At 56.3% G+C, this 16,399-nt stretch carries 12 protein-coding genes, 1 tRNA gene and 1 pseudogene; 7 read left to right on the top strand and 7 right to left on the bottom strand.

The genetic code is table 11. The annotated features are described in order from the left end of the window. Nucleotides 1-42 precede the first annotated feature (42 nt). Nucleotides 43-2,538, top strand: a complete 2,496-nt coding sequence (locus BLV11_RS17675) for an MECDP-synthase (protein ID WP_245726070.1) — start codon at nucleotides 43-45, stop codon at nucleotides 2,536-2,538. A 71-nt stretch (nucleotides 2,539-2,609) separates the two neighbouring features. Here the strand turns inward: BLV11_RS17675 and BLV11_RS17670 are convergent, their stop codons facing one another. Continuing rightward, nucleotides 2,610-3,737, bottom strand: coding sequence for a CaiB/BaiF CoA transferase family protein (locus tag BLV11_RS17670; RefSeq protein WP_091817688.1), 1,128 nt, complete (start codon nucleotides 3,735-3,737; stop codon nucleotides 2,610-2,612). Between the two features lie 247 nt (nucleotides 3,738-3,984). Here BLV11_RS17670 and BLV11_RS17665 point away from each other — a divergent pair, with 247 nt between their 5' ends. Beyond that, nucleotides 3,985-4,995 (top strand): AraC family transcriptional regulator, encoded by a 1,011-nt coding sequence (locus tag BLV11_RS17665; protein WP_091817684.1) that lies wholly within the window; start codon nucleotides 3,985-3,987, stop codon nucleotides 4,993-4,995. 66 nt (nucleotides 4,996-5,061) lie between these two features. Here the strand turns inward: BLV11_RS17665 and BLV11_RS17660 are convergent, their stop codons facing one another. Both BLV11_RS17660 and BLV11_RS17655 read right to left on the bottom strand, forming a co-directional pair. Beyond that, complete coding sequence (locus tag BLV11_RS17660) at nucleotides 5,062-5,925, bottom strand: tetratricopeptide repeat protein (protein ID WP_091817681.1); 864 nt, start codon at nucleotides 5,923-5,925, stop codon at nucleotides 5,062-5,064. Nucleotides 5,926-5,963: 38 nt separating this feature from the next. Next, nucleotides 5,964-7,559, bottom strand: coding sequence for a DNA recombination protein RmuC (locus BLV11_RS17655; protein ID WP_375177751.1), 1,596 nt, complete (start codon nucleotides 7,557-7,559; stop codon nucleotides 5,964-5,966). Between the two features lie 286 nt (nucleotides 7,560-7,845). On the opposite strand from BLV11_RS17655, the gene BLV11_RS17650 reads away from it, so the two are divergent. The 4 genes from BLV11_RS17650 to BLV11_RS17635 all read left to right on the top strand — a co-directional run bounded on the left by BLV11_RS17650 (nucleotide 7,846) and on the right by BLV11_RS17635 (nucleotide 11,664). Then, nucleotides 7,846-8,211, top strand: a complete 366-nt coding sequence (locus BLV11_RS17650) for a hypothetical protein (RefSeq protein ID WP_245726069.1) — start codon at nucleotides 7,846-7,848, stop codon at nucleotides 8,209-8,211. A gap of 179 nt (nucleotides 8,212-8,390) precedes the next feature. Then, entirely contained in the window at nucleotides 8,391-9,197 is an 807-nt protein-coding gene (locus tag BLV11_RS17645) for an ATP-dependent zinc protease family protein (protein WP_091817674.1), read from the top strand. After that, entirely contained in the window at nucleotides 9,194-10,708 is a 1,515-nt protein-coding gene (locus tag BLV11_RS17640) for an inactive transglutaminase family protein (RefSeq protein WP_091817670.1), read from the top strand. Before BLV11_RS17645 ends, BLV11_RS17640 begins: the two co-directional genes overlap by 4 nt. Continuing rightward, nucleotides 10,705-11,664, top strand: a complete 960-nt coding sequence (locus BLV11_RS17635; protein WP_091817667.1) for an alpha-L-glutamate ligase-like protein — start codon at nucleotides 10,705-10,707, stop codon at nucleotides 11,662-11,664. Before BLV11_RS17640 ends, BLV11_RS17635 begins: the two co-directional genes overlap by 4 nt. A gap of 46 nt (nucleotides 11,665-11,710) precedes the next feature. Here BLV11_RS17635 and BLV11_RS17630 read toward each other — a convergent pair whose 3' ends face one another. Continuing rightward, nucleotides 11,711-13,300, bottom strand: a complete 1,590-nt coding sequence (locus BLV11_RS17630; RefSeq protein WP_091817664.1) for a BCCT family transporter — start codon at nucleotides 13,298-13,300, stop codon at nucleotides 11,711-11,713. Nucleotides 13,301-13,651: 351 nt separating this feature from the next. Here BLV11_RS17630 and BLV11_RS17625 point away from each other — a divergent pair. Next, nucleotides 13,652-13,728, top strand: a tRNA-Pro gene (locus BLV11_RS17625). Nucleotides 13,729-14,026: 298 nt separating this feature from the next. On the opposite strand, the gene BLV11_RS17615 is transcribed toward BLV11_RS17625, so the two are convergent. The 3 genes and pseudogenes from BLV11_RS17615 to BLV11_RS17605 all read right to left on the bottom strand — a co-directional run. Then, complete coding sequence (locus BLV11_RS17615; RefSeq protein WP_091817656.1) at nucleotides 14,027-15,433, bottom strand: hypothetical protein; 1,407 nt, start codon at nucleotides 15,431-15,433, stop codon at nucleotides 14,027-14,029. Continuing rightward, nucleotides 15,434-16,060 (bottom strand): annotated as a pseudogene (locus tag BLV11_RS17610) (C-terminal helicase domain-containing protein); the annotation flags it as partial. A 42-nt stretch (nucleotides 16,061-16,102) separates the two neighbouring features. Continuing rightward, nucleotides 16,103-16,399: IS3 family transposase (locus BLV11_RS17605; RefSeq protein WP_139173253.1), on the bottom strand; the 297-nt coding region annotated here is incomplete at its 5' end.

The raw sequence follows: 16,399 nt of genomic DNA, 5'->3' as shown, positions 1-16,399 counted from the left end.
TTCACGTCAGGCTCCGACCCAGCCTCTAAGACGATTGCGGACATGGCTGGATTCTCAACGTCTGGGCAAATCGATCTTCGTTTTGATGGAACCCTTAACCCTGACACGGTTTTACTCAATCAGTCGGTATTCCTGTTACCGTTGAACATGCTCCCGGTTTCAGCCAATACACCCGATGTAGAGCTGACAGGCAATCCTGCGTACATTAACAGCGCCGACCCCTTCGATCTGGCAAAGTTCGCAGTACAGAACGTGCGTGTAGAAGTTGTTTCCCTGGATGGTGGTTCTAACAACACAATCCGAATCACACCTCTTGAACCCCTTGAGGATCAGACCAAGTATCTCGTGCTGGTGACTGATACTGTGACTGGTGCTGACGGTCAGCCTACATCTCAGTCAATCGCGTACGAACAAATGTCCGGCGATGGCCCACTGGGCAGCGGTTCTCTCCAAAGCATTCGGGATCTGCTTCAGGCCAGTGTCCAGCTGGGACAAGGTTGGCTCGCGGCGAACAGTATCAGCAATAACATCACCCTGGCTTATACGTTGACGACGTCCAACACCAAGACCGTCATGAGTGCCATGACGTCTCCGGCCACCTACCTGACCCAACTTGGCCAGGAAGTGGTGCTTTACTCAGCGTTGCAGGTGGTCAAGGACAATATGCCTGCCGGTACCACGGCGTCTACCGTATTTGCTGCCCTGGCCGATGCGCTGAGCGCTGCGCCACAAAACACGGAGCTGGCACAGAAGGTTGGCGCGGCAGTCGGCCCTTACATTGCTGATCCTTCACTGGTTCAGACCATCGTTGGTTCCGCACTGCAAGCGGGCGATATTCCTTTCCCGCAGCCACGCGCGACTGCGGTCTATGATGCGACGATCAAGAATGCATCGGATATGGCCGCCATTGCCGGTTCCGGGAATGCCCCCCTGATTGCCGCTGGCGACGCCGTTAAAGTATCTGAGGGCGCCATTGAACTGCCTTACTACCTCGAACTGCCAGGCAGCGATGGCTCGGGACTGGTTGATGGCATGTGGCGAGGCAGCACCAGTGCCGAAACGACTATGAACGCTACGATTGACGCACTCAGGGGCGCCAACCCAACGCTGTCCAATTTTGCGTTCCCGCGGGATAACGACGGTACGTTCAATGTCACCCAATACATGCCGTTCCCGGAAGAGAACGCCAAGGTTGCTGTGCCGTTCACCGTGTTCTACCCGGACCCAGTAGCCACAGGCGGTGCCTGTATCGATGGCGCTGCGGGTATCACTGACGTGGTCGTCTTCCAACACGGCATTACCGCCGATCGAAGTGTGGCGACCATTCCCGCCATCAACCTGACGGCCCAAACTCTGGCTGGCGGAAAGTGCGTAGTAACCATTGCCATGGACCAACCGCTTCATGGCCTGGGGGACGGCACCGTCGGTAAAATCTCAGGCCTGACCCCTGGCGGCAGCTATATCGATGCAGCCGACTTCCCGAATGCTGACTTCGTAGGTGAACGTCATTTCAATTACACCGCCATTCCAGGCACCCTGACACCGCAGCAGGAATCTGACATCACCAACGTCAGCTCCGGCAGCCTGTCAATCAACCTGGCCAGCCTGACCACCAGCCGAGACAACCTGCGCCAAGCCATCATCGACTTGATGAACCTGTCCGCAACGGTTGCCAGCGGAGCGTTGGACATTGACGGCACTGGCACAGACTATTCAGCCACCTCACTGCAAGGCGCCAAGTTCCACTTTGTTGGGCATTCTCTGGGTGGCATTTCCGGCACGCCGTTTACCGCTCTGGCAGAAGATGCCACCTTACGCGCTGCGTATGGCGCCATTGGCATGGCTGCGTTTTACCCAGACTTCAGTTCAATCTCGCTGGTAAACAGCGGCAGCCAGCTAGCCAAGCTAGGCGAAAACTCTCCTGGCTTCTCGCCAGTGATCCTGGGTGGCCTGGCTGCAGCAGGCGTTACCCAAGGTTCTTCTGCCCTGGAGACGTTCCTCTACGTATGGCAGTCAGCCATGGATAGTGGTGATCCGGTGTCTTACGCCAAGTGGTTGGGCAACAGCATTGCCACCGAAGGAGCAACGAGCCTGCTGGTTTCAGAGGTTGTTGGCGACTTGACGGTGCCCAACGAAGCCAATGTCGCCCCCTTGGGCCAAGCCTTGTCAGCGCCTCTGGCTGGCACTGAGCCGCTGATGGCTCTGATCAACCTGGGTGCGGGTGTAGATCCGCTGACCAGTGGCGACCTGATCACTGCTAGCAATCCGGTTCCGGTGGCACCTGTTGCCAACGCAAGTTCATTCTTCTTTGGCGGCAACCCATGCTCAGACGCCAACCACACCACGTTCATAGCGCCAGCCACGCCGGCCAACCCGAATGACAGTGTCTGTCCGAATGGTTCCAATACCTCGCAGGCATTTGCTGAGATGATCGCCGAGGTCATAGGCAACGTCACCGCTCAGGCCATCCCGGTCGCTAACGCGGCCGTACTTGGCGACAGCCAAACCGTTGGATCGGCTCTAGACCAGGATAAGTAAGAGCCTATCCGCAATAAAAAACCCCGGCCTTGCCGGGGTTTTTTTATTTGAATTCGCTCGTGCTAAATCGTCTACTCCCCCAGCAACAGCGAGTTATCCGCCCCCAACACCTTCCCCGTATACCGACTTTCACAGCCCGTCTTTTCAAACTTAATCGGATGCCCGATCTGACGCTGAGTCCGGCCATCCCCTTTGGGTACCTCAATCACCATGTCCCGCGCTTTCAATTGGGGGTGCTCAGCCGCCTCGGAGACGGTCAACACCGGCTCGACACAGGCGTCCTGACCGGCAAACACCGCCTGCCATTCGGCCAGTGCCTTTTCTGCAATGGCTTCTTTCAACGCCGACTTCAGGGCCTGCTGGTGATCCGGGTTCTGGCTCAACCCGAAACTCTGCAGCTCCGGCTTTCCAATGACCTCGCACAGGCGCGCCAGGAACTGGGGCTCCAGACTCCCCACCGATAACCAGCGCCCATCAGCAGTCTGATAATAGTCATAGAAGCTGCCGCCATTGAGCAGCGCGCTCTCCGGCGTCTGCTCCACACCACCCGCAAGGCAGGCCGCGCCAGCCATGGCATTAAGGGCGAACGCCGCGTCGGTCATGCTGATGTCGACAAACTGCCCTTCCCCGGTCTGCTGGCGATGAATAACCGCCGCCAGAATGCCCATAACGGCATGATGCGAGCCGCCCGCCACATCGGCAATCTGGATACCCATCGGCGGCGGTCCACTGTCCTGACGTCCACAGTGGCTGCTGACGCCTGCGAGGGCCAGGTAGTTGATGTCGTGTCCGGCCCGGTCCTTGTAGGGGCCCGTCTGGCCATACCCGGTGATGGCGCAATAGATGAGCCGAGGATTGACCGCTTTCAGGGCTTCATAGCCGATCCCCAGACGGTCCATCACTCCCGGCCGGAACTGTTCCACCACCACGTCATACTCGCCCACTAACTGCTTCACGGTTTCCACGCTGGCAGCGTCCTTGAGATTCAGCCCCAGGGAGCGCTTGCCTCGATTGAGGTAAGTGTGGGCAGTGCTGACGCCGTCGTCATGGGGCGGCATCACCCGGGTCAAATCCAAACGTCCCGGGGCTTCCACCCGCAGGACATCGGCTCCCATATCGGCCAGCATCATGGTGGCGTAAGGACCGGGCAACAGGGTGCTGAAATCCAGAACTTTCAGTGACTGCAGTGGGCCTGGCATGGCGTCTCCTAATGCGTTTGTTATTTGTGGAACACAGTATTCCGATGCTGCCGCTTTTTCCATTGCGGGCCAACCGTCGGTTACGACATTCCAATTGGCCATTTCTACCAACCTTGTCACCTTGTCGGCGGTTGCATTGTCTCCCCGGCACCTTATGATGGCGAGGGAGCCTCGGATTAACGCTGAATACCAGCGATGATCCGGACTTCGCCAACGTCGCCGTCAGTATCATCCCTTGGATTCCTCCATGTCAGATTTGACCGTATCCAGACATTTTGTCCAGGCTGCCCTGTGTGGTGCCGAGTCGGCCGGGCTCGATACCGCCCGGTTATTACGTCTGGCAGGCATATCCCCGGACCTCTTGAAAATCGAGAAATCCCGGGTCAGCAGTGGGCAATACAGCCGCCTGATGCAGGTAATCTGGACCGAGATGGGCGATGAATTCGGCGGCATGGGCCCCCGGCGCTGCCGCACCGGCACGTTCGCCACCATGTGTGATCTGGTAATCGACTGCGCCACCCTGGAAGCGGTGTACGAACGCGCGTTCCAGTTTTCCCGCCTGTTTGAGCCTACGGTCTGCATGCGGCTTGAAACCAGCGGGGAACAGGCACGGCTGATCGAGCTGATCGAAGGTGAGATCAACGATCCCATGTTTTTCCTCAGGGAAAGCATACTGGTGATCTGGCACCGGCTAGGCAGCTGGCTGATTGGTCAGCCCGTCGAACTCACCAGCGCGGCCTTTAACTACTCAGAGCCGGAGCATGGCGATGAGTATCGCCACATTTTTCACTGTCCACTGAGCTTTGGCGCATCGGAAACCTGCCTGTCATTCGACAAACGTTTTCTCTCAGCGCCGGTGATTCGCGACAAGTCGGAAATGCGCCAGTTCCTGAAAACCTCCCCAGCGGATCTGCTGTCCCGCCCCGATGAAAGTAACACGTACAGCGGGCGTATCAGGGCGCTGATCGGTCGGGATTTCAGCAAACCATTGCCGGATTTCGAGCGGATTGCCACAGAACTGCACACCAGCCCACAAACACTGCGCCGCAGACTCAAACAGGAAAATACCTCGTTCCAGGAGATCAAGGACTTGCTCAGAAGGGATCTGGCGATTTACTTCCTGGGCAGACCAGAGCTGCCCATCAACGATATTGCCCACCGGGTGGGCTTCACCGAGCCTTCCACCTTTCACCGGGCGTTCAAGAAATGGACCGGGGTAACCCCTGGCGCTTACCGGGAAGGCGACAGGGGCCAATAAGGGGGAAGGTACCGGGTACCGCCCCCCCCTTGAATCAATAGTGGCGAACACTCGCCCACGTCCCGATCAGCCGGGGTTCTGCAGCTCTTTGATCAGCCGGCCCAGGGTCCGGGCGGCTTCCCGCGCCAGTTCCCGGTTGGCGCCCAACTGCATCAGCCGGGAGCCATCACGGGGGTCGTAAATCCAGCAGGTGTTGAGCCCGCCATCACAATCCCAGCGCACCAGCGGGCTAACGCCGAATACCGGCAGGGGTTCCGCGGACACCTGCCGCTCTCCCGACACCATCAGCCGGGACTCCTGGATATGCACCTCGCCAGGACCCGATGACACCCGGTATTCAATATCAGCCGGCGTACCCGACCGCACCACACGATGATCTGCCCGCCAGCCATTGGCTGAGATCTGACTGTTTAGATGAGCCGCCAGCGCCTCGGTATTTGAGTTGGCCAGGTAAAGCCGCCGCAGGCTTGCCAGAGACTGGCCGTCTGCCGGCTCAATGATTGCCACACGCTCCGCCTGCTGGCCAGGCTCTGGCATGGTGCTCGAGCGGCGCTGGGCATTTTCCACATCGGTGATGAGCTCCAGGGCTTCATCGTAGTGATCACCGTCATTGCCAGCGGACGAGACGTATTGTTCCAACGCCTGCCGGGCTTCATTCAGCTGACCAGCCTCTAACATCACCCGGCCGCGAAAGTACTGATAGTCATACGGCTTGTCTGCATCCAGCGCCTGAAGGCGGTTGAGATACTCCCCCGCTTCCCGCCACTCACCGTTCTGTACAGCGGTCTCCGTCGCCAGCATCAACCGCCGGACCTCGTGCTCAGGAGGCAGGGCACTGGCCGAACCCGCAGTTATCAGCAGGGCCAGTGCGACCGCCAGACGTTTTTCCCCCCGGAAGAATGCCCGCCCTGTTTTGCTGGTCACTGACATACCGCTCTCCCCGTAAAATCTACTGTTTAATGTTCCTTTTACTGCTCTGTCGCTGCAGGATCAGTCTCTGCCAGACGGCCGGAGACTGGCAGTTCTTCATCCTCACCGGCATCCACTTCAGCCTGATCCAGTATAGATTTAGGCAGTTCCTTTTTCACACGAACCCCAAGCTCCACAAACCGGCTGGCCTGTGAGATCAGATTACCACGGCCACGGGTCAGGGTGTTCATGGCGGAGTCATAGGTGCCCTGCACTGTGTGCAGCTGACTGCCCATCTTTTCCATCGCTTCGGCAAACACCCGCAGCTTGTCATAAACCGCGCCCGCCCTTTCGGCAATCCGGCGGGCATTCTGGCTCTGCCGTTCATAGCGCCAAATATTTTCGATGGTTCGCAGGGTTGCCAGCAGGGTGGTTGGAGTTACCACAATAATCTTTCGCTCAAAGGCTTCTGCGAACAGGTTCTCGTCTTGCTGGAAGGCCGCCACAAAGGCCGGTTCGATCGGCATGAACAACAACACAAAATCTGGCGAGTGCAGTCCGTTGAGCTGGCTGTAGTCCTTTTCGCTAAGGGTCCGGATATGGTTGCGTACCGCGTCTACATGCGCTTTCAGCGCATCGCTGCGGACGGCCTCGTCGTCTTCGTTCATCCACTGCTGATAGGCCACCAGTGAGACTTTGGAATCCACCACCAGATTACGCTGGTCTGGCAGGTGAACGATCACATCCGGGCGCAGCAGGCTACCCTCCGCATCGCGATAGCTGCCCTGGGTCTCGTACTCGATCCCTTTTCTTAACCCGGATCGTTCAAGCACCCGCTCCAGAATCAGTTCGCCCCAGTTCCCCTGCACTTTCTTGTCACCTTTCAGGGCCCGGGTCAGGTTGGCCGCTTCCTCCGTAATCTGGCGGTTCAGATCCTGCAAGGACTTGATTTCACTACGCAATGCCTGTCGGTCTTTGGTTTCAGTGGTGTAGACGTCCTCAACGCGCTTGCGGAAATCCTGAAGCTGGTCCCGGAACGGATTCAACAGGGTATCCATGCTGGTTCTGGCTTGCTGGCTGAAGCGTTCATGCTTCTGCTCAAAAATCTTGTTGGCGAGGTTTTCAAATTCTTGCTTGAGGGCATCACGGTTACGCTCCAATAGCTCAAGCTTCTCGTTGGCGGCGCGTTGCTCTTTCTCCAGGGTGACTTCCGTCTCCCTGAGGGCAATACGGGCGTTGCCCAGATCCTGTGATAGCTGCTCGGAACGCTCGCGCAAACCTGAATGCTCCTGCTGCAACAGGTCCATACTCTCCCGCCGCGTACGAATTTCTGCCTGCAGGGCCGTATTGGCGCTCTCCAGTCGCGAGACCTCATCCCGGAACTCGCTGACGGAAGCTTCCAGTGCCGCTATCCGCGCCACCATGTCATCCCGCTGCGCGCTGATCTGGCCGGCCTGCTGGTCTTTGAGGGCCTGTTCGTGCCGCAGCTCCTGAACTTCCTGACGTCCCAGCTCAACGGCCTGCATCAGGGCGGCTACCCGTCTTCGGGCTCCGGCGTAAAAGGCCGCAAGCACACCCGCTGACACAATCGCCATTGCAAGCACAGACAGCACCAGCGCCGGCCGGGCCATGAATGTGGTAAGAACCTCAGACACACATTACTCCTTACTTGATGAAGGGTTACCTCTGCCACAGTCTACCGTATCTGGGCGGGTGAGTGGCGCCCACGGGATGTGCATCGGGTCCGTTTTCAGCGCGCCTCAGGTCTCATATTTTTACCTGGGCCGGACATTTGGTTTTCATGACGACATAGTTGCTGGACTCTGGTCCCGCGATACGCTAGAACCATAAAAAGGGAACGAAAAAGCCGCTAATGACGTCGGACTCTAGGGAACTAAACATCCAATGTTCAAAGTGGTCTGGGAACCACAGGACCGAACCATGTTAAAGCAAATCTGGAGAAAGACACTCGGCCATCCCTCTTTGACGGCGATCATCACCGACAAGAGAGAGAAATCTGTGGATCTGCACCTGCTCCCGCACCTGACACACACCGGTGAGTTCCACCTGGATCGCCTGACCAGCCTGCTGACCAGCCGCTATGGCATGGAGCTTGATCAGCGCGGAGACGAAGCCATCCGCCAGCTGATTCAGTACGCCGTTCGTATACAGGACAAGGACGTACAGCGTGAACTGTTGCTGTTCTACCTGAATTGCTCTCCGGTCATCCAGGATTATCTGCGTTCCGCCGAGATTTTCGGGGGCTATCATTTCCTGACCCAGCCCCTCAGTCACAAGAAAGACTGATTCCCCAGTTTTTTATCCCGCTGGTTCCTTAACCATCGGTAAAACACCAGAATCCTCAAGTGTTGTATACTGCGGCGCATCTGTTGCGCCCTGACTTTTTGTCCGGGGAAGCAACCCCATACAAGCTGCGCCGACAACGACCGCAAGAAGTCCAAAGGCCGCAGGTTCAGAGGTTTTGAATGTTTCATCGATTTTTCGAATCGGGGTTCAAGGGAGCGCCGCTGGCATTGTCTGCATTGCTGCTGGCGGGTTGTGCAACCGACGCATATTATCTGGTTTCCAAACAGGATATCCGGCAGCTCGACACCACCATGTCGGCACAGCGCTCCGGACTGAACACCCTGCTGGAAACGTCCGTTGAACAGACCGACACACTGATCCGCCAGAATCAGCTATCTACGGAACAGGTACTGATCGCCATTCAGGAGCAGGTCAAGCCGCCCGTCTGCCCTCCCATTCCTGCGCCTGTGCGCTGCGAAATCCCGGCCGAGAGGCAGAACACCACAGCCAACACCGGCCAGCGACTGGACGGCAAATTGGTTGTCGGTGCGCGGGAGCGCCTGCTGCTCATCGACCCCGGGTTCGTTTACGTTGCCCGGATCGACAGCGGCGCCGAAACCTCGTCGCTGGATGCCAGGAACATCCGCCGTTTCGAACGTGACGGTCAGGACTGGGTTCGCTTTGATGTGCCCATTCCCAATACCGAGGGTGACCACCTCACCCTGGAACGGGAGATTGTCCGCAACGTGCGTATCCTCCAGTCCAATGTCGACGAACATGAACGTCGGGCTGTCGTGGAGTTGCAGTTCGCCATCGGCGACCATCAGCAAAAAGCTGAATTCACCCTCACCGACCGTGAGCACCTGAGCAACAACATTCTGATCGGCCGCAATGTTCTGAGGGATGTCATGCTGGTGGATGTCAGCAAGGAATTCACCAACGAGCTTCCTGACTCACTGCATTCAGCAGAGGAAGAAGACCTTTGACCTCACGCTTGCCGTTTTACTTCGCTATTTTCCTCTTGATTACCGCCGGCCTCGCCCTGGCGGTTTTGCGTCATGTCGAACTGGGTATTCCCTGGCTCCCTGGCAAACAACAGCCTGTCTGGCTTGTCGAGGCCCGGGTTGACTTCATGGCCATGAACGAGCCGGTTCTGGCAAGCCTGAACGTGCCCGATGAGCCGCCAGGTTTTCACCTGCTTTCGGAACAGGCCGCGTCCCCCGGGTATGGCTTCTCGGTGGTCAGTGAAGCCGGCAACCGCCGTGCCGAGTGGTCCAAACGGTTTGCGACCGGTAGCCAGACCCTGTACTTCAAAGTCCAGCTTATCCCCGACACCAGCGTCACCAATGAGCCGCCCAAAGAGCCCCCACTGGCACGCCGGGTGTTTTGGGAGGAGCCACAGGCCACCGCTGTACGGGAAGTGCTGCAACAGGCGCGACGCAAATCCAGCAGCCCTGAAAGTCTGACCCGGGAACTGATCAAACTGCTGCAGCCGGAAAGCCCTGAGCAGAACACCACCCTGCTCACCTCGGGTACCAATTATCCGGAACTGCTGGCGCGGATGCTGAATCATGCCGGCATTCCGGCCCGTATCGCCGACGGCCTCCAACTCGAAGACGCCCGTCGGCGTCAGACCCTGAAGCCCTACCTGCAGATCTACAACGGCGAGCAATGGCTGACATTCAATCCTCATTCCGGCGACCAGGGACTGCCGGATGACGTTGTGCTATGGCGCCAGAACGCCGTGTCGCTGCTGGATGTTGTCGGTGGCAGCGACTCCCAGGTCAGCTTCTCAATGCTGAGACAGACTGTACCAGCCCTGCAACTGGCCCGGGTCGAGGCGAATGACAATGGCCTCGGCTTCATCAGTCTGTACCAGCTGCCCATCGAGGAACAGAGCATGTTCCGGATGCTCCTGCTGCTGCCCATTGGCGCCCTGATCGTGGCCTTTATGCGCATCGTCATCGGTATTCGCACCTCCGGCACCTTCATGCCGGTGCTGATCGCCGTGGCCTTTGTCCAGACGTCTCTGGTACCGGGACTGGTTGCGTTTATCTCGGTGGTCTCTATGGGCCTGCTGATGCGTGGCTACCTGTCAGCGCTCAACCTGTTGCTGGTCTCGCGTATCTCGGCGCTGATTATCCTGGTGATCTTCATCACCACCGGCATCAGCATTGTGGGTTACCAGATGGGCTTCAACACAGGCATGACCGTGACCTTCTTCCCGATGATCATTCTGGCCTGGACCATTGAGCGGATGTCCATCCTGTGGGAGGAAGAAGGCGCCCGGGAAGTTCTGACCCAGGGCTTTGGCAGCCTGTTTGTCGCTGTGCTGGCCTATCTTGCCATGAGCGCTCCCGTGGCCAATCACCTGACCTTCAACTTCCCGGAACTGCACCTGGTGGTGCTGGGGCTGATTCTGGTCATGGGTCAATATACCGGTTACAAGCTCACCGAACTGCGGCGCTTCCACCCCATGAAAGCCTATAAGTCATGAACTGGATTTCGCCCCTCAGGCTCAGGCGCGCCGGTATTCTCAGCATGAACCGGCGCAATGTGGGTTACATCGGTCGCTACAACGAGCGCGCCTCCTATCCACTGGTAGACAACAAGCTCAAGACGAAACTGATTGCCGCGGAGTTCGACGTTCCCACACCCCATCTGCTGCAGGTAGTAACGCAGCAGCATGAGATATCCCATTTCCGCGAACTGGTGGACGAACTTGGCGGCTTTGCCATCAAGCCAGCCAAGGGGTCTGGCGGTAAGGGCATCACCGTCATTACCCGCCGCAAGGGTGACGACTACGTCAAGGCCTCCGGCGCCGCCGTGTCTCTGGAGACCCTGGAGCGCCATCTGTCCAACATCCTCGCCGGCCTGTACTCACTGGGCGGCACCCCGGATGTGGCCATTGTCGAAAGTCTGGTCAAACCCAATGCCAAGCTCGCCAAGTACTCCTACCAGGGCGTGCCCGACATTCGCATCGTGGTCTTTCAGGGCTATCCGGTCATGGCCATGCTGCGCCTGGCCACCACCGACTCCGATGGCAAGGCCAACCTGCATCAGGGAGCCGTGGGCGTTGGACTGGACATCGGCACCGGTCAAAGCCTGAATGCGGTCCAGTTCAACAAGGCGATTCGCCTGCATCCTGACACCGGGCTGACTCTGGCCAACATCGCCATCGACAACTGGCGCGACATGCTCGAAATGGCCTCTCGCTGCTATGAAGCCACAGGGTTGGGTTACATGGGGGTCGATTTGGTGGTGGATGCCGAGCAGGGCCCGTTGCTGCTGGAGCTGAATGCCCGGCCAGGGCTGGCCATCCAGATGGCCAATGGCGAAGGTCTGCTTCCTCGCCTTAAGGCCATCGAAAGCCTGAAGCGCTTCCATCGCAGCCCGGAAGCTCGGGTGGCCTACGCCATGGAAATGTTTGCCCGCCCCATTCAGCAGGCGTAAAAAAACCGGGGAATTCCCCGGTTTTCGATAAGCAAGATCAATACGCTCAGAGCTTACCTTCGGCCATCAGCAACTTGCGTTCATGGCTCAGGCCTTTGAGCAGTCCCCAGGTCATCACCAGCAGGATCGCGGTAAATGGTAAGCCTGCCGCAATCGCTGTGGCCTGGATTGCACCAAGGGCGTCATCACCGCCGCCAAAGATCAATGCAGCCGCAATTGCGCCTTCCATAACCGCCCAGAAGATACGCTGCACCGTCGGCGCATCGGTCTTGCCACCCGCGGTAATGCTGTCGATCACCAGCGACCCGGAATCAGACGAGGTCACGAAGAACACCAACACCAGAAAAATACCGACCAATGAAGAAATCGCCGTGAACGGTAGATTTTCCAGCATCTGGAACATAGCCAACGGCACATCGCCCAGCCCATTCTCAGCCAGCGAGCCAATACCTGCCTGAATCTGCTCCAGGGCGGAACCGCCAAAAGCACTCATCCACACCACTGTAATCAGGGTCGGCACGATCAGCACCGCGGTGACAAACTCCCGCACCGTGCGCCCCCGTGAAACCCGCGCGATGAACATACCCACGAACGGTGACCAGGAAATCCACCAGGCCCAGTAGAACACGGTCCAGCCATGAAACCAGGTTTCGTCCTCACGACCAAACGGGTTACTCAGGGGCAGAATATTCGCCGCGTAGGTCGACGTAGTCACCCACATGGTATCGAGGATCGCCATGGTTGGGCCGGCAAAAATAATGAACAGCAGCAACGCAGCCGCAGTAACCATGTTAATGTTGCTGAGTACCTTCACGCCCCCATCAAGGCCCCGAACGACCGAGATCAGAGCAACAAACGTCACACCGGTGATGATGGCCATCTGAACATTGATACCGCTGGACATGCCAAACAGATAATGCAGTCCCGATGCCGCCTGCTGGGCCCCAAAGCCAAGGGAGGTGGCCAGGCCAAAAATCGTCGCCAGCACCGCCAGAATATCAATGATATGCCCCGGCCAGCCCCAGATACGGTCCCGCAGCAGCGGGAAGAAGGCCGAACGGATGGTCAGAGGCATGCCCTTGTTGAACGCGAAAAACGCCAGCGAGAGTGCAACAACTGCATAAATTGCCCAAGGGTGGAAACCCCAGTGATACATGGTCGCACCCATGGCCATTTCCCTGCCCTGCTCGGTTCCGGCAGGGGCATTCAGCGGCGTACCGTACCAGTCGGTGTAGTAAGCCACAGGCTCGGCCACCGCCCAGAACATCAGGCCAATGCCCATGCCGGCAGCAAACAGCATCGCAAACCAGGATGCGGTACTGAAGTCCGGCGTTGCGTCCTGGCCACCGATCCGGATTTTACCAATCGGAAGAAAAATCAGGGCGAAGCACACCACCACAAAAATATTGGCGCTGATCAGGAAAAACCAGTCAAACGTATTGATGGCCCCCCATTTGGCACCATCCAGCATTTCCTTGGCCTCGGTTGGGAACATCAGCGTTCCCATAACAAACAACACCACCAGTACTGCCGTAATCGGGAATACCGGTGCGTGCAAATCCAGACCTAATGGATTGATGTTGTCTTGTCCGACTACATAATCCGTCTGGTACTCGTCTTTGATTACGTCGCCCACGAACGAACCTCCCGTCTTGGAGTTAACTCAGCATGAATCAACTACTTACTACAAACACCCCCATCCTATAACTTTGAGATCTAAGCATCAAAGTGTGCGATAAATTAATTCACCCACGACTATCATAGCCAATATCCCGAATTCCTCCCGAAAACATGCTTACATCACTAAGCATTAACCACTTAAATCACCTCGCCTGCAGCCAATTTCTTAACTCGCGACGCAAAAACGGTTTATTTTCTCCAACCGCTAGTGTAGACTTCGCTCCCGCTAAGCCACTGAGGGTTTTACCCTTAATGGCACAAAGACTCTGAAAGCCCAGCTTTCAGCCAAAGGTCTTTTCAGCGTTTTCGGGGCGTAGCGCAGCCTGGTAGCGCACCTGTATGGGGTGCAGGTGGTCGCAGGTTCAAATCCTGCCGTCCCGACCATATTCTTCAACAACTTAGCCCGGTATCGAAAGATCCGGGCTTTGTTGTTTCTGGAAAATAGTCTTTTTCGTCACCGTTTGGTCACCGTTTCTCGAACGCTTAAAACCCTCGTCACCATTCGGTCACCGTTTCGCGTGTCGCTCAAACACCCCTTTTGCCAGGAACGGCTCGACCAATTGGCCAAAGTCCTCATGCCCCATTTTCTCGAATTCTCGCCTAAGCTTCTTACGCTGGCGACGCTCATGCTTTAGTTTCTCCTGGAGTAATTGGTTCTGCGTAACGAGCAGCCGGTGTTTTTTCACCTTTGCGCTAGCGCTCCCACATCCCGTGGAGCCCCTGCCTCGGTATACTCTTTAAGCACACCGGTGATCAAGGACTGCACTCGTACCAAGTCAGCCGCGTTGGTAGAGAAAAAGCCAATCGGAACTGGCGCCGGGTATCTTCTTGAGTCTGTGAAGTGATAGAGAACTGCAACGAACTTGTCTTTCAAAAGCAGAATCTCGACCGAAGATAGAAGCTCCGACTCAACAAAGCCAAAGAGCCTGTTACCTGCCTCTGCATTCTCGCGTCGGGCAACATTCTTCGCACGCTTGTCCCGATCATCCGGTAATGGGACATAAACCTTGAAACCATTTATTCCAGATTGGTGCTTTGAGAACAGTTCATAAACCTCAGAAAGCGCTTGGCCATGCCGTTCACATTTACCCCACAGTTCGTGGCAAGAAGGCGCCAACCAAATAAATTCGGCTTTCTCAGTCTTCTCTGACTTCAGGGCCGATTTCAGCTTCTCGAAAATATCCTGCCAATTGCGCGTCAGCTGCAAAGAGCCATACAGGCGCCGCCTTTCAGATTCTGTGCCATGCCCCTGCAGTTCATCAATGGCCAGCGATGCCAACCTGTCCGCGTTCAACCCCTCATCCTGAATCAGCCTAAGGGTAAACTCATCTTCAAACAGATCCGCGACTTTCGAAATTTGATTAATATTGTTGGAGCCGCAGGCAGCGCTAAGCGCCTCGGTCCTGGCTCGAATGTAAGTTTCAGATTCGGGAAGGCCATCTCGGTCCTCAAACTCGAACTGATACGTTGCCGCATTTAATGACAGGACTTCCGGAACCTTCTCCACAAAGTCTTTTCTTTTGCTGCAATCACTGAATTTGTAAATTTCAGGCGTGCCTCCTTGAGGCGCTCCTTTGACCAGATGACCCTTCTTGTAGATGTCGTGAATATTTATCTGGAATGACTCTTTTGCAAGCCTCTGAGATTCAGCGACTTGTTCCTGGTCAACTTTAAGCCTCAGGGTTCGACTATCTCGACCAGACCTGGAACTGTTTCCTAGGTAACTGAAGGTCAAAAGGTCAAAGCAAAAAGGTTTCCTATAATTCGCGATCGATTCGCGCATTGGCGAGGTATCGGTATCAGCGAATAGAGCATGCCCTTTAGCTGTGAGGCCGAGTTTTCCGTCTTTCCGGTACTCCACTTCTCCGGAACTAAAGAAGCCAGTAAGCGCATGATCAAGCTCTTTTCGTGAGAACCCAAAAAAGTGCGCAACCTCCTGTGGAAGGAAATCAGCCACGTGGAGCAGTTTGAGTAAAAAATCGGGAACGAAAGGCAGACTGCCCCGCTCTACGAGAGAATACTCAATCATATAAAGCTGAGATGGCACGGCGACATCAAGCTCGAAAAGAGGAATATTACCAGTGGACATTTATTTGCCTCCTTTCTGTTTGGACGCGGGAAGAATATTGAAACTTCCCTCACCCTGGCGATCGCGAATGTAAGCTGCTACCTTTCCGAGGCCATAGTGACTGTTCTTGCCACTCCAGACTCTCATGTCCCCGACAATAACCAGCCTTTCCATTGCCCGAGACATAGCAACGTTGACGCGGTTATCTGACCTCAGGAAACCCGGACTTCTCTCGGCATCCGACCTGGTTAGAGACAAAATGATGATTCTATTTTCCTTCCCCTGATAACTATCAACCGTGTCTATTTTTACCGTCTCCCTGAAATCATCACGCCAGTTCTGAGCGGCAAGTTTTCTTTTCAGGAAGCGTTTCTGCTCGGAATACATGCAGATCACACCAATCGTCGGTTCTTTTTCATCTGAGACCGTATCGAGCAACCCTTTACAGAAAGCATCGTCGTTCTCAATCGTTTTCAAAAGACTGATGATTTCGTCAGCTTCCGCTTCATTAAACTTACTCTTGTCCCCCTTCGAGTACGCTCTCTCGCCGAGCACACCGGTGTCCAGCCATGTCACCTCACTTTTTATCGGTGAAGGCGCTCGGGAAAAGCACTCGGGTATGCGGCGGTCACCTGTTTCTAGCCTTCCTCCATAGAAGACAGCGGGGTTCTACCCCGTTTCCACGGACGGTTATAAAACGGTGCAAAGCTTCCGATCCTGAGTGGCAACTCTACGTCGCATCCTCGGATTATGGAATCGCTCGATGTAATCGAATATGTCGGCCCTTGCCTCATCCAGGGTTCGATAGCGCCGGCGATGAACACGCTCGCGCTTGAGTATTCCGAAGAACCCCTCACAAGCAGCATTGTCGCCGCAGTGCCCGACAGCGCTCATACTACTTACCACGCGATTACTGCCAAGGAAGCGTTGGTAATCGCCACTGGTGAACTGACTACCGCGATCTGAATGCAGAATGACAGGTGCTTT

The organism is Marinobacter mobilis (assembly GCF_900106945.1).
GTDB lineage: Bacteria > Pseudomonadota > Gammaproteobacteria > Pseudomonadales > Oleiphilaceae > Marinobacter > Marinobacter mobilis.
Note: the sequence above shows the minus strand (reverse complement) of the source record. Positions and strands in the feature narration are given on the sequence as shown.

Bases quoted from the DNA above. Each gene is read 5' to 3' on its own strand.
- BLV11_RS17675 (WP_245726070.1), top strand. From the start codon at position 43: ATGGCTGGATTCTCAACGTCTGGGCAAATCGATCTTCGTTTTGATGGA.
- BLV11_RS17670 (WP_091817688.1), bottom strand. From the start codon at position 3,737: ATGCCAGGCCCACTGCAGTCACTGAAAGTTCTGGATTTCAGCACCCTG.
- BLV11_RS17665 (WP_091817684.1), top strand. From the start codon at position 3,985: ATGTCAGATTTGACCGTATCCAGACATTTTGTCCAGGCTGCCCTGTGT.
- BLV11_RS17660 (WP_091817681.1), bottom strand. From the start codon at position 5,925: ATGTCAGTGACCAGCAAAACAGGGCGGGCATTCTTCCGGGGGGAAAAA.
- BLV11_RS17650 (WP_245726069.1), top strand. From the start codon at position 7,846: ATGTTAAAGCAAATCTGGAGAAAGACACTCGGCCATCCCTCTTTGACG.
- BLV11_RS17645 (WP_091817674.1), top strand. From the start codon at position 8,391: ATGTTTCATCGATTTTTCGAATCGGGGTTCAAGGGAGCGCCGCTGGCA.
- BLV11_RS17635 (WP_091817667.1), top strand. From the start codon at position 10,705: ATGAACTGGATTTCGCCCCTCAGGCTCAGGCGCGCCGGTATTCTCAGC.
- BLV11_RS17615 (WP_091817656.1), bottom strand. From the start codon at position 15,433: ATGTCCACTGGTAATATTCCTCTTTTCGAGCTTGATGTCGCCGTGCCA.